7 protein-coding genes are annotated in these 13846 nt (G+C 65.2%); all 7 read left to right on the top strand.

The annotated features are described in order from the left end of the window. Nucleotides 1–422: 422 nt before the first annotated feature. The gene (locus ACYOEI_RS15855; RefSeq protein WP_462850494.1) at nt 423–1346 is read left to right on the top strand and encodes an outer-membrane lipoprotein carrier protein LolA; all 924 of its coding nucleotides are present in this window, start codon (nt 423–425) and stop codon (nt 1344–1346) included. Between the two features lie 339 nt (nt 1347–1685). After that, nucleotides 1686–3911 carry an NfeD family protein gene (locus tag ACYOEI_RS15850; protein ID WP_462850493.1) on the top strand — a complete coding sequence of 742 codons (2226 nt, stop codon included), beginning with the start codon at nt 1686–1688 and terminating at the stop codon, nt 3909–3911. Between the two features lie 419 nt (nt 3912–4330). After that, nucleotides 4331–4843 carry an NfeD family protein gene (locus ACYOEI_RS15845; protein ID WP_462850492.1) on the top strand — a complete coding sequence of 171 codons (513 nt, stop codon included), beginning with the start codon at nt 4331–4333 and terminating at the stop codon, nt 4841–4843. A gap of 147 nt (nt 4844–4990) precedes the next feature. Then, nucleotides 4991–6043 carry a flotillin-like protein FloA gene (floA, locus tag ACYOEI_RS15840; protein WP_462850491.1) on the top strand — a complete coding sequence of 351 codons (1053 nt, stop codon included), beginning with the start codon at nt 4991–4993 and terminating at the stop codon, nt 6041–6043. A 93-nt stretch (nt 6044–6136) separates the two neighbouring features. Further along, complete coding sequence (locus tag ACYOEI_RS15835; protein WP_462850490.1) at nt 6137–6838, top strand: hypothetical protein; 702 nt, start codon at nt 6137–6139, stop codon at nt 6836–6838. A 339-nt stretch (nt 6839–7177) separates the two neighbouring features. Next, entirely contained in the window at nt 7178–8194 is a 1017-nt protein-coding gene (locus ACYOEI_RS15830; protein ID WP_462850489.1) for a thioredoxin fold domain-containing protein, read from the top strand. An 863-nt stretch (nt 8195–9057) separates the two neighbouring features. Then, nucleotides 9058–13692 carry a tetratricopeptide repeat protein gene (locus tag ACYOEI_RS15825; RefSeq protein WP_462850488.1) on the top strand — a complete coding sequence of 1545 codons (4635 nt, stop codon included), beginning with the start codon at nt 9058–9060 and terminating at the stop codon, nt 13690–13692. Nucleotides 13693–13846: the final 154 nt, after the last annotated feature.

Below are 13846 nucleotides of genomic sequence, written 5' to 3'. Positions count from 1 at the left end.
TGTTGAAGAATCGCAAACGGCGTTCCAATCTCCGGTCCAACCCAGCCCGATCGGTCCCGCGGAAAGGGGGACACACGGGCCACTCCATGCGGCTTTCGTGCCGGATCTCTCGGGAGGGACAAACCTTGTTGCACGACACGACTCTCGTAACCTCGGTATCGGTGTCATCCCGAGCTCATTCACCGCCTATCGGAGGGTAAAGGAGGGTCGATGACCAAACTGCCTAATCTGTGGGCGGTCATCGCCCAGGAATCGACGTCCGAAGTCGTACGGTATTCTTTTGGCCTCGTGGTCCAAGAACCTGGCCCACTGATCTGGCCAGGATTTCGGAAGTTTGTTAAGGTCCGCCGCGCCGACGCTGTCCCTGCTTGAAGGATTCGGGGGCGTATCGAGGTCGATCCCAACAAGGAGGAGGGGTGCCCATGCGATGGGACGTCAAGAAGATCCGAGCCCTCACGACGGTGGCCGTAGCGGCCTTGTCCCTGAGCGCCGCCGCCCAGGAGCAGCCTCGTAGCGCCGCGACTCGTCCGCCCGCCGCAAAGTCCGCTCCGACCACGAAAGCGGCCCCCGTCGCGAGCCCGCCGATCGATCCCCAAGGGAAGCGGATGGACGAGCTCCTCAAGTTCTGGGCCCAGCGGAGCTCGAACCTGAAGACGCTGGACGTCGTCATCAAGCAGACCAATACCCTGGCCAAGCAGTGGGGGGGCAAGAAGGAGTACCGCGAAGGCCGGGCCTTCTTCCAGACCCCGAACCTGGCCTGCATCGACTTCAAATCCATCGTCGGCCAGGGGGCGGCTTCCAAGAAGGTCGACTACGAGCGGATCGTCGTCACGGGCAAGGACGTCTGGCATTATCGTTCCGAAAGTAAGCAGATCTTCATTTATCCGCTCGGGAGGGAGCAGAGAGAGCGTGCGCTCGACGAGGGGCCGCTCCCGTTCCTTTTCAATTTCCGGGCCGACGAGGCGAAGAAGCGATACAAGATGTCCCTCCTCAGGGAGGATCAGGACAACTACCTGATCGATGTCCTCCCGCTGGAGGAGATCGACAAGGAGAGCTTCGGGAAGGCACTCATCCGGCTCGACAAGAAGCAATTCTTGCCGACAAAGATCGCGCTCTATGCCCCGGGTTATCCCGCCGATGATAGCATGAAATTTTATGAGTTAGCGAATGTTCGCCAGAACGTGGCGGTCCCGGCCGAGAACTTCCGGGGGCAGCGTCTCGCGAACTGGAAGGTCGAGTTCGTCGACAGCCGAGGCCTGAAGGCCCCCACGGACAACGCGGCGGCACCCGCACAAGCGAGACAGCCCGCGGCGGGCAAGGGGCTCCTCAAGGGTCGGCTCCGCTGAGCCGGGGACCTGCCTCGGGACGCCCTCGATCGCGATCGACTTCGGACGACGAGGCCCCGGCCGCGCGATGCGGATCGGGGCCTTGTTTCGTTGTCGGTGGCCGTGGAAGCGGCGGAGTCCCGGGGCCACCGGCCTGCGGTTTGACGGGCATTTTCCCCAGGCTTATAATCAAGTCGGGCGGGCATCCTGACGGATCGACCATCGCCTGCCCTCCGCGCGTATCACCTGGGTTCGGCCCTCGGGCCGACCCGTTGATCCGCGCAATCTCGACGTTCGGGCCCGCCGCCGACGACGAGAGGACGAGGCTCCGGCTGACTCATCGGAGGGAGTCCGACTGCAATGATAGGCCCCCGTTCCTTTCGGTTCTTCTGCCTGACCTCGGGCATCTTTCTGGCGGCATTGGTCGCGACGACCGACCTCTTTGCCCAAGCCGATAAATCGCCCCCCGCAAGCGACGCCACCGCGAATACGAACCCCGGCCAGTTCTTCCAGATTACCGAGCCGATCACCAACGAGACGCTCGAACGGATCAAGGCCGCGACCCGCCAGCTCGTCACTCGGAGCGCCACCGGCCAGGGCAAGAGCCCGATCTTGATCTTCGAGTTCCGCCCCGGCGAGTCGCAGGCGGGGGGAAGCGGGTTTGGCGCGTCCTACGACCTTGCCCGTCACATCATGAAGAATCTGGGAGGGGCCAAGCTGACGGTGGCCTATATCCCCGAGCCGCTGAAGGGCTACGCCGTCCTCCCGGCCCTCGCCTGCGACGAGATCGTGATGGGCTCCGAGTCGTCGATCGGACCGATCTCTCCCGAAGGGGAAGCCTCGACGCGAGACCTCCAGGATACGGTCAGGAACCTCGCGATGAGCAAGCAGCGCGACCCCGACCTGCTCCTCGGCATGCTCGACGTCAACGCCGACCTGCGTGTCGTCCGGACCGACGACAAACAGATCCGCTACTTGCTCGCGGAACACATCCCCGAATTCCAGAAGACGCACCATATCGTCTCCGACGATGCCGCCTGGGAAGGGGGACGGAGCGGCGTTTTGGAAGCGAAGCGCGCCCGCGAAGAGGGCTTCTCGAAGCTCACGGCCGATAACCCCGCCGAAGTGGCGAGCACCTACAAGCTGGCAGGCCGTTCCACGTCCAACGACCCGACCCTCGGCCAGGTCCTCCGGCCGGTCTGGATCCAGATCAAGGGGCCGCTCGACACGGTCCAGAAGTCGTACCTGACGCGGAGGATCGAGCAGGCCCGGCAGGAACGGGTCAATCTCGTCTTCTTCCAGATCGATAGCCCCGGGGGCCTCGACTCGGCCGCCGACGGGATCGCCGACACGATTTCCGGCATCAAGGACATGAAGACGGTCGCGTTCCTCGACAACCAGGCCCTCGGCGTCTCGGCCCTGGTTGCCCTCGCCTGCGACGATATCGTCTTCAAGCATGAGGCCGAGCTCGGGGACGTTCGCGAGCTGATCACCGGCGGCCGGAACGGGCGGCCGGTCGAGCTGTCCGACATCCAGATCAAGGCCTTGACCCGACGCGCCGCGAGCCTGGCTGAGCAAAAGGGACACCCCTCGGCGGTCGCCCAGGCGATGATCGACCCGGAACTCACGGTCGTCCAGGTGACCGACAGCAAGACGGGGGCATCGGCGTTCGTCCTCCAGTCGCAGGTGGAGGCCGAGCCGGGACGTTACCTCAACCCCGTGGTCCGGAAGTCCCCCGGGGAGTGTCTGAAGATCAAGGGAGTCGACGAGGTATCCACCTTCGGGCTTGGTCAGGTCGTCAAGGATAAGGAAGAGTTCAAGGGGTTGTACGGCCTGAGGGGCAAGTCGATCCGGGAGGATGGCCCGACCTGGGTCGACTCGTTGGTCACCATCCTCACCGACCCTTTCGTGAGTTGGGTCCTGCTGTTCGTCGGCCTCTTCATGCTCGTCGTCGAGCTGAAGCTCCCGGGGATCGGCCTGCCGGCCATCACCTCCGCGCTCGCGTTCCTGCTTTTCTTCTGGAGCCACTACCTGAGCGGTACGGCCGACCAGTTGGAGATCATCCTGTTCCTGGTCGGGCTCGTCTGCGTGGCGCTCGAGTTGTTCGTCTTCCCCGGCTTCGGCGTGTTCGGGATGAGCGGCATCCTCCTGATCCTGACGAGCATCGTGATGGCCAGTCATACGTTCATCTGGCCGACCCAGGAGTATGAGTATCGGGAGATGGGGTATACCCTCCTGCAGCTCATCGTCGCGATGGTCGCCGTGGGGGGAGGGGCCGTGGTCCTGGCTCGCTATTTCCCGTCCTTGCCCCTGTTCAACCGCTTGGTCCTGAAACCCGAGCCCTGGACGGGCTTCGGGGAGGAGGATCCGGTCAACAAGCCTCCCGTCGAAGGGTATGACTCGTTCGCCTACCTGATCGGCGAGACCGGGAGGACGACGACCGTCTTACGCCCCTCCGGCAAGGCCCGCTTCGGCGACCTCCTCATTGACGTCACCGCCGACGGCTTCTTCATCGAGCCGGACAGCCTCGTCGAGGTCATCGACGTCCAAGGCTCGCGGGTCATCGTCAAACGGATGGGGAGCTGAATCCCTCTCCGGTTCCCATCCCCGTTGAGGTGAATACCTTTTGCCGGGTCGAGCGGCACTCCCGCTGCTCATCCAAGTACCCCGTCCATCGGACCCGCATCCGAAGACGGGGCCTGGCGACCCGCGCGGTGAAATAATTCGAGGAGGGCGGGGCAGGAGTGCCCCACCTACCGTTGCCTGGTCACTGCCAGGGGAATCGACGGGCGACTTCGACCTGGGGTCCGACGCCAATCGACCCTATGTCATGGCACATTGCGTCGGGGCAGCGATTGTGAGACGTTGGAACAATGCGGTGACGGGACGGTTGACTCCGGGCCGTCACGATGGCGTAAACTACAGAGGAGGGGACAGCGCCGAGAGGCGATGGAGCATTCAGTCGACGGGCCGTCTCCCCCGTCGCGGGCGAAAGTGGAGGAGCCATGAGTACGCTGGCGTGGCCGCTACTGCTGCTCGCGTTCGGGCTGATCCTCCTGATCGGCGAAGTGTTCCTCCCGTCGGGTGGTGTGATCGGGGTGCTCGCGGTGTCGTGCATCGCCTTGAGCCTCTGGCAGGCGTTTTCGCAGTCGACCGACCTCGGCCTGAAGTTCCTCCTCGCGGATAGTCTGCTCTTGCCCGTGACGCTTGCGTTCGGGCTTTATCTCTGGCCCAGGACGCCCTGGGCCAAGCGGGTCTTCCTGATCCCGCCGACGCCGGATGAGATCGAGGTGTCGCATTCGCCTCAACGTCTCGACCACCTGATCGGGCAACTCGGCCGGGCCTTGACCACCTTGCGGCCCTCGGGACTGGTCGACTTCGACGGACGTCGCCTTGACGGCCTGTCCGAAGGCGGATTCATCCCTTCGGGGGCGATGATTCAGGCGGTCCGGATCCGTGCCGGCCAGATCGTGGTGCGAACCGCCCCCGACCCGCCCCTGGATGAGGTCTTGACCTGAGTCGACCGTCGTTCGTCGAGCCTCGGCTCGACGGAACCCGGTCCACGCCTAGGCCCTCGAGGCGACCGAGTCCGGAGGCCTCGATGTCCGTGCCCGGCGTTCTTGCCCAACGGCGGCCCGAAGGCCGCCACTCCGAGAGGATGCTTCATGATCTCGACCCTGTTCGCGCAACTCAACCCGTCCACCTACGTCGTGTTCGGGATCATCGCGATCGCGATGTTCGCGCTCGTCGCGTGCATCTTCTTCGCGAAATATTTTAATCTTTGGATTCAGGCGAAGATGACGGGGGCCAACGTCGGCATCTTCGAGCTGGTCGGGATGTCGTTCCGCAAGGTGAACCCGAACATCATCGTCCGTTCGAAGATCATGGCCTACCAGGCGGGCCTGGCCGAGAAGGACGGGGTGACGACGCAGTCGCTCGAGGCCCACTACCTCGCCGGCGGAAACGTCCCGAACGTCGTCCGCGCCCTGATCGCCGCCAACCGCGCCGACATCCCGCTGTCGTACAAGCGAGCCGCAGCCATCGACCTCGCGGGTCGTAATGTCCTCGAGGCCGTTCAGACGAGCGTTAATCCTAAGGTGATCCCCTGCCCCGACCCGACCCAGGGGAGGCAGACGATCGACGGCGTCGCCAAGAACGGCATTCAGCTCAAGGTGAAGGCCAAGGTGACCGTCCGGACGAACATCGACCGCCTCGTCGGCGGTGCGACCGACGAGACGATCATCGCGCGGGTCGGAGAGGGTATCGTCAACGCGATCGGCTCGGCCGACACGCACAACCAGGTCCTCGAGAAGCCCGACTCGATCTCGAAGCGGGTGCTCGAGAAGGGGCTGGACGCCGGGACCGCTTACGAGATCCTCTCGATCGACATCGCCGACATCGACGTCGGCGACAACATCGGCGCCAATCTCCAGGCGTTGCAGGCCGAGGCCGACACGCGGGTCGCCCGTGCCAAGGCCGAAGAGCGTCGCGCGTTCGCCGTCGCGGCCGAACAGGAGATGATCGCCGAGGTTCAATCGAACCGCGCCAAGGTGGTCCTCGCCGAGTCCGAAGTCCCATTGGCCATCGCCGAGGCGTTCCGCAAGGGGAACCTGGGCGTGACCGACTACTATAACCTCCGGAACATTCAGGCCGACACCGAGATGAGATCCTCGATCGGCGGCTCCGGCAACTCTCGGCGCGAGGCGGGGGCGAGTTAAGGCCGCCTGCTCGCCACGAGGCACTCGAGGGTGGCGGCTCCCCCTCCTCGAGACGCCCGGGAACCCTGCGGGGAGGCCTGCGGACGAGGCCCAATGCGTATCGACAACATCCTCCAGTTCATCGTGCCTCTGACCTTCCTGGCGATCTGGGCGCTGACCTCGCTGTTCAACCGCGAGGCTCAGCCGCTCCCGCCTCGGTCGAGCCGACCGCCGGGTCCCCCAGGCCCGAGGCCGGGTGGCACCTCGACCCCTCCGCGCCTACCCGTCCGCCGACCCGAGGCCTCGCCGAACCCCGTCGCAACCCGCTGGCAGCCGACGACCACGTCCGGGAAGCCGGTACGTCCTCGGCAGCCTTCCCGGTTGGATGAAGATATCGTGATCCTCGACTCCGAGCCGAAGCGGTCGTCCGTTCCTCCGCCCCCGCCCCCACGGCCGGGGGGAGGGGCGTTGACCTCGCGTCGATCGGGGCGGAACCGTTCGAATCCCCCGCCGCAGGCGAAGCGAGCCGAGAAGGAGACGCCGAGGGCCCTGACCGCGAGCCTCGCGCAAGAGGCCGACACGCACATCGCCCGGTACATGGAACTCAACCCGCTCGCGGGCCTCAATTCGCCGCTCTCGACCCAGCAGTCTCACGACGTGGCCGATTCGACCTGGACGACCATTCCCACGTATTTCGAGGCCGGGCCCGCTAAGGATCTGGTCGTCACTCCCGCGAAACTCCGCGAAGCGATCATCCTCAACGAACTGCTCCAGCCTCCGCTCGCGCTTCGGCGGCGGACCCCGGGCCGCGCCTGACGCCAGGCTCGTTTCGCCGAATGTTGGGGTGTTTCTCCGGTCGTGACGATGATCCGGACCCTCAATTTTTCGGGGAAAATCGGCACGATCTCCCGACGACGAACCATCCGAACGCCCGCGGGTTTTCCCGAGGGCGTTCGTCGTTTTTGGGTGAAGCGCTTCGTATTGGGGGACGATAGGTAGGAGCGGGATCGAAGTCGTCCTCCCCCCATCGCCAGCAGCCTGAGCCCGTTCGTCACAATTCGGGTGGCATCTCCACGGATGGAGGGCGTCGCGCCCGCCGACGTAACGTTGGCCGTCCCCACTCCAATCCGAACCAACGCACGATGGAGATGCACGATGGTCGAGCGCAAATCAACGTCGATCCGCGTCGTCGCGGGCGTCCTGGTGAGCATCGGTCTTTCCTGGCTCGGTAACATCCCGGCGATGGCCGCCGACGAGAGCGGCATCGCCTGGCGAGAAAACCTGGGAGCCGCCCAGAAGGAAGCTCGGGCGTTGAATCGCCCGATATGGATCCAGTTCACGGGTCCTTGGTGCCATTTCTGCCAGTTGATGGAGCGTGAGGCGTTCGTCCATCCCCCCGTGATCAAGCATGCCCGCGAGTCGTTCGTCCCGGTCAAGCTCCAATCCGACGACCACGAAGACCTCGTCCACCGCCTGGGCGTGACGGGCTTGCCCTCGACGATCATCGTCACGCCGGCCGGAGTGTCGATCGCCCGACAGGAAGGCTATATCGACAGCAACTCATTTCTCGTTTTCTTGAATTCCTCATTGACTCGCTCCGGAATGACGGCGCGTCGGAACCCGCCGAACTCGGGCTCGGCTCCTGCCGTGGCGGCGGCTCCGAAGCCCGCGCCGAGGCGAGAGCTCGAGGTCGCCCTCGCCGGATACTGCCCCGTCAGCCTGATCAAGGGCCAGAAGCTCGTCCTTGGGCAGGACGACGTCACCCTCGAGCACGCGGGACGCCGCTACCGCTTCGCCGACCAGGCGGGCCTCGAAGTCTTTCGGAAACAACCCGAGCGCTTCACCCCGGTGAATGGGGAAGGCTGTCCGGTGGCCAGTGTCGATCGGGGCGTATACCGTCGCGGCGAACCTCGGTTCGGGATCCTCTACGGCGGCCATCTTTATGTCTGCGGGGACGAGGCCGGTCGGTCGGCGTTCCTGCAAAATCCCGAGAGGTATGCGCGTGTGAATGTCGCCGAGCGGAGCTTCTGCCCCCACTGCTGGGGAAGTGAGACCCTGCTCGTCCGAGGGATCTTCCCGGCCACCTGGCCCGGGCCCGGTGGATCGTCGGTCCTGCCTAGCCTCGACCCGCTCCAGGCGAGCCGCGACTTCGGGTCGAAGACTCGACGGTGATCGATCACTCGCACCGCGCGAGTCGACGTTCGCCGAGTCCAGTCGTGGTTTGTTCCAAGTCGAAATCACAAGGCTTGGTAAACGCGGACCTCTCTCTCAAGTCGTGAACTCCGGGGTTGGAGGTTTTCCTCTCGACCCCGAATCAAGCCGGCGGTCAACCGTCGGCTTTCCTGCCTCTCATCCCCGAATTCGCTCCTCAAGCCCAACGAGTTTCGGGGTCAGGAAGACCTCCGCCGTTCGGACCGGCCCACAAAGGCCTTGCCTATCCAGACGCTTGGATTTCAACACGATTGGCCACGCGTTCACGAAGGCATTTTTCGCGGGCCGGGAGATTTTTTCCGGACTCGTGTCGCCGTGCAAGGGGGGTTTCCGAATGCTCTTGCGCAGGATGCAAGGTGCGGCCGGGGTCGATGCGCGGTCATGAGGCCGATCGACTTCGAAACAAATTCGCTTGAAGTCTCGCAGGTGAGTTTCTATCCTGAGCGAACAAGCCGGATGCGCTCCTCGAACGGCAACGGAATGCGTGCTCCCTGAGGTTGGTCACTGGGTCGACGGTTTCGCCCTACCCCTCTCTGAAATCCGCAATCCGCCATCCCGAGGTCCCGCCGGTTGACCGAGTTTCTCGGCCGCCTCGGTACGGATCTTCCTGCTCGACCCGAGACCCGACGTTGGTCCAGGCGAAGGGCGGGGATCGGCCCCCTCCGAGCTCCGTGGGAAATCCTCGCGGCGACCCCGGCCCCCTTGCTCCGACTGATTCTCAACTCCGCGTATCGCAGGCCCGCTTCTCGACCGGGACGGTCGAGGATGCGGGGCTCCCCTGGGACACCGCGGTCCGGTGCCACGAGCCTAAGGAGAAGAGCCCGATGACCGTCCGATGGAAACCCCTCCTGATCCTATCGGGGCTGTTCGTGGTCATCGCCGTGGTCGGCGTGATCACGATGGCCTATACCTTGATCCCTCGAGGTTCGGGCGACTTCCTCCCGCAGGCACGGGCGGACCGCGGGGCGAAGAAATACGAGAAGGCCGAGAACCGCTACAAGCAGGCCCTCCAGGTCGACTCCCACAATCCCTCGCTCCACGAAGAGATGGCGGGGTTCTACAAGGAGTGGGCGGCCGTGGCCTCTCCCGATATCCGGGCGAAGCTCCAGATGCAGCGGATCCAGGCGCTGAGCCAGGCCAGGGCCATCGGCAAGACGTTGCCGGAACCGCGCCGACAGCTCCTGGCCGACGCCATGGCCCGGGACCTTTCGGGTGACAGCGTCGCCCTCGCCCGCGAGCTCGTGGCGCTCGACCCGAAATCGGTCGACTCCTACTACGTATTAGCGTCCGAAGGCTTGGAAAGCGCCTCGCCGAACGTCCCCGAGATTAAGAAGCAACTCGCTCAGCTCGTCACCCTGAAGGCGTCGCCCGTGCGGATCGCCTGGGTCCGGACGAAGCTGGCCCAATACACCGGCGACAACGTCGCCATGCGTGAGGCCTTGGCCTCCTCGAGGAGCCTGACCCTCACCGAGAAGGATTCGTCGGTCGATCACCTGGCCTTGTTGCGACTCCGGGCCCTGGACGTCCAGACGACCACCGACCCCGAGCAGCTCGGGTCTCGGGTGCAGGCGCTCCAGGTCGAGATCCGGGCGCTCCTCGCCGGCACCGACCTGGCTCCCACGCGAATCACCCGCCTCAGCTTGCTCCTGGAACAGATCCAGAAGTCGTTGATGATCACGGCGTCCAAGCTGCCCGCCAAGTCGAAGGCCGAGGTCACTCAGCTCGTCGACACGATCGAGGCCGACGTGAACGGCCTCTTTACCAAGGCGCTCGAGCCGGCGAATAAGCCCGAGCTTTCGCTCTACCTGACCTATGCCGATCACCTTCGGTTCCGCCAGAAGCGCGAGCAGTGCCTCGAGCTCATCGAGTCCGCGCTGCGGAACCCGATGGCGGGTCGCGCCGCGAACAGCGACACGGTGCTGGGCCTGCACGCGGTCGCTGTTCAGACGGCGTTGGCCAAGTCCGAGGACAAGAATCGGTTCCAGATCGCCAAGCCCCATATCGACAAGCTTATCGAGAGCGCTTCGATTCGGTTCAAGGGCCTCGGCCATCTGTTCCAGGGGGCGATCGACCTCGAGCTGTCCGGCGTCGCCAGCAATTCGGGCGGTCCCGCCGACGGCGCGGCCCCGAACGCGGCTGCTCAGTTCAAGCTCCGCACCAGCGCCTTGAACCACCTCAAGATCGCGGCGAAAGAACTGCCGGACGTGGCCGAAGCCCAGGCACGGTACGGCGTCGCCCTCGTCCTCTCCAAGGAGCAGGCCCTCGGGCGGCAGTACCTCCTGAACGCCCTGCGGTTGGGGAACCTCGACCCCCAGTATCAGGTGTGGGCGGCATGGTCGATGGTCCAGGCCGGCTATCCCGAAGAGGCCGAGCCGATCGTCAGCATGCTCCTCGACCAGATCGCCCAGGGGCGACAGTCGAGCGAACTCGAAGGGACCCTGCACCTGCTCCGGGGCGAGATCCACCAGGCGAGGCGGACTCCCGAAGAGCTGAGGCTGGCCCTGGCCGAGTATCGCAAGGCGGTCGACTCGGGCGTCCGGCTGACACCCCCCGTCCAGTTGCGGCTCGCCCAGATCGAAGTACAACTCGGCCGCCCGGAAGACGGCCTCAAGCGTATCGAGTCGCTCCGCAAGGAGTCGCAGGGCGGTCCTTCGGCCGAGCACCTCGCCGTGCTCACGCTCCAGGAGCAAGGCAAGAAGGACGAAGCCCGAGCGGCCCTCGACGCGGCCCGCAAGCGGTTCCCGGACAGCGAAGAACTCGTCGGACTCGACGCCGCGATGCTCGCCCGCGCCGGCAGCAAGGAGGAGGCCGACAAGGTCTTGACCGAGTTCCTCAAGCGGTCGCCGGACAACATCGGGGTGATCCTGATGCGGGTCCAGATCCTCTCGGAGCTCCTGAACAACCCGAAGGAAGCTCGCAAGCTCCTCGTCACCATCGCGGATCGGAGCGAGAACTCGGCCCCGCTCGTCCAGCTCGCCTTGTTGGACCTCAAGCAGCATGACCACGACGCCGTCGCCGACTCGATCGCCAAGATCCGCGGTCGTTGGAAGGAGGCCGCGATCGCCGACTTGCTCGATGCGCAGCTCGCGCTCGACCAGGGGGATATCTCGTCGGCCGTCACCCACTTCGACGCGGCGTTGAAGAAGGATCCCGGCAACAAGCTCGTCCAGTTCTGGAAGGCCCAGCTCGATAGCCGCAACGGCGCGACCAAGAACGCCGCCGCGTCGCTCGAGGCGATCGCCCAGGCCAAGCCGACGAAGGAAGTGGATTCGGGCCTCTCGCTGATGGCCGCCGCCGAATCGGCCCTCGCCAACATCTCGCTCCAGAGCGGAGACATCGACGGCGCGATCCAGCGTCTCGAGGACCTTCGGAAGAAGAACTCGGGGCAGCTCGGCGGCCTCACCCGAAACGACCGCTGGCAGCTCGCAATTGCCTATGCCTCGAAGTCGCAGTGGACCGCCGCCAAGAGAGAGGTCGCCGCGCTCTTGAATGACCCGAAGAATCCGCCGACCGCCGACGAGCGGGTCCGAGGCGCCAACTTCTACCGGCTGCACGACGACAACCCGGCCGCTCTCGCCCAGCTCGACTACGTCATCCGGGTCGACCCGGCGCACCCGTCGGCGGTGGTCACTCGCTCGTACATCCTCAGCCACAGCGAGAACAAGAACGCCGAGGCGGTCGCCATGCTCCACAAGGCGATCGAGGTCACGAAGGGGACTCCTCCCGCCGTCTTCTACCTGATGCTCGCCGCGATCGAGACCACGACGCCCCCCGCCGACAACTCGGCGCGTCGGGCGCTCGATGTCCTCGACCAGGGGCTTAAGGTCCAGCCCGAGTCGATCGAGCTCGTCCAGGCCAAATACCGTTTCCTCGTGAAGACGAAGGGCGAGGCCGAGGCCTTGGCGTTCGTCGAAGCGAAGGGCAAGAACGGGCCCAAGCCCCTCCGTCGCCTGCTCGTCGAAGCCTACCGGGAGCGGAAGGATTACGCCGCGGCCGAGCAGATCCTCCACGACTTGCTGAAGGAGAACCCGAAGGATTCGCAGGTGGCGGCGAATCTCGTCCGGATCGTGGCCTTGCAGGCGGTGGACGCGGCCGAGCACGATCGCCGCGACCGCGAGCGGATCTTCAACGACAAGACCGCCGGCCTGATCCGCGAGTTCCGCGGCAAGTTCCCCAACGACCTCTCCTTCCTCCAGGCCGAGTGTGACCTTGCCGCCCGTAAGGGAGACCTCGCCCGGGCCACCTCGCTGACCCAGGAGATGGACAAGGTCGCCAAGGCCTCCCCGGCCGGCCCGCTGACCCGTGCCCGGATCTTCACGGCCCAGGGACGCCTGAACGAGGCCGCCTCCGCTTACGTCGAGGCGCTCGACCGCAACCCTCGGATGTTCGACGTCCGGATCCTCCTCGGCCAGGTCAACTTCAAGCTTGGCCGCTTCGACCAGGCGCTCCAGCAGGCCAAACTCGTCCTCGAGGTCGACAAGGACCAGCCGGAAGCCATCCTGCTCGAGGCCAGGGCGACCGCGGCCCGGCCTGGCACCACCGCCCAGGTGACCCAGGCCCGTCGTCATGCGGTCGATCTGCTCTCCGCCGCGCTGAAGAAGAATACGAAGTTCGTCGACGGCTATCACCTCAAGGCCGAGATCCAGCTGGGCCTCGGCGAGCCCGACAAGGCGATCGCCACGCTGAAGGAGAACGTCAAGGCTGTCTCCGATGACCCCGCCGGGCTTGCCCAGCTCATCGAGTACCTCTCGGCCAAACGAGGGCCCGACGGCAAGCCGACCCAGGCCGCCATCGCGGACGTCGAAGCCGTCGCATCGGCGGCGGGTGACGGCGACAAGAAGGGCAACCTGATGCTCGCGATCGCCGTCGGCTATCACAAGGCCGGCGACCTCGAGCGGGCTCTTGACTGGGCGCAGAAGGCCGCGGGTAAACTCGACACGCCGCTGGTCCACCTCAACTATGGCGACCTGCTCCTCTCCCTGGCCGAGGGGACCAGCGACACGCTCAAGGCGAAGGAGACATTCGTCAAGGCGATCGAGCAGTACAAGCTCGTCCTGAAGGGACAGGCCAACTCGGTCGAGGCCATCAACAACATGGCCTGGGTGCTGCACAACTACCTCGGCAAGAGCACCGAGGCCCAGAACCTCGCCCAGGGGCTCGTCCGTCGTGTCGATCCCGCGACGTTGCCGGCGGAGTTCTTCGACACGCTCGGCACCATCCAATCGGCGATGGGAGAGTCCCGATCGGCCGAGGAGTCGTTCAATAAGGGGCTCGCCAAGTCGCCCGATCTCCCGGTCCTCAACTTCCACATGGGGCAGTTGATCGCGTCCGACCGCAGTCGCTCGAGCCAGGCGAACAACTACTTGAAGAAGGCCCTCGCCGGGCGGAACCGACTCAGCCAGTCGATGGCCCACGACCTCAACGCTCTTGTGAGCAAGCTTGGCATCAAGGCGAACTGACGTCGCCCTGACCCTTCGGAGATTCCAACACCGGGCCCGGTGCCGGGACAATCACGTCCAGGCATCGGGCCGTTTGGATTCAAGGCGACCTCCGGCCATGTGGCTGGCGTTGGCGAGAGGATTCCCCCGATCCTCGGACCGGCCCGCGAGAGTC

It is taken from the genome of Singulisphaera rosea (assembly GCF_054877945.1).
This window is presented reverse-complemented; position numbering and strand designations above follow the sequence as displayed.

What these genes read in the sequence shown, in the direction of transcription:
- ACYOEI_RS15850 (WP_462850493.1), top strand. Translation starts at nt 1,686, where the DNA reads ATGATAGGCCCCCGTTCCTTTCGGTTCTTCTGCCTGACCTCGGGCATC.
- ACYOEI_RS15855 (WP_462850494.1), top strand. Translation starts at nt 423, where the DNA reads ATGCGATGGGACGTCAAGAAGATCCGAGCCCTCACGACGGTGGCCGTA.
- floA (WP_462850491.1), top strand. Translation starts at nt 4,991, where the DNA reads ATGATCTCGACCCTGTTCGCGCAACTCAACCCGTCCACCTACGTCGTG.
- ACYOEI_RS15835 (WP_462850490.1), top strand. Translation starts at nt 6,137, where the DNA reads ATGCGTATCGACAACATCCTCCAGTTCATCGTGCCTCTGACCTTCCTG.
- ACYOEI_RS15830 (WP_462850489.1), top strand. Translation starts at nt 7,178, where the DNA reads ATGGTCGAGCGCAAATCAACGTCGATCCGCGTCGTCGCGGGCGTCCTG.
- ACYOEI_RS15825 (WP_462850488.1), top strand. Translation starts at nt 9,058, where the DNA reads ATGACCGTCCGATGGAAACCCCTCCTGATCCTATCGGGGCTGTTCGTG.
- ACYOEI_RS15845 (WP_462850492.1), top strand. Translation starts at nt 4,331, where the DNA reads ATGAGTACGCTGGCGTGGCCGCTACTGCTGCTCGCGTTCGGGCTGATC.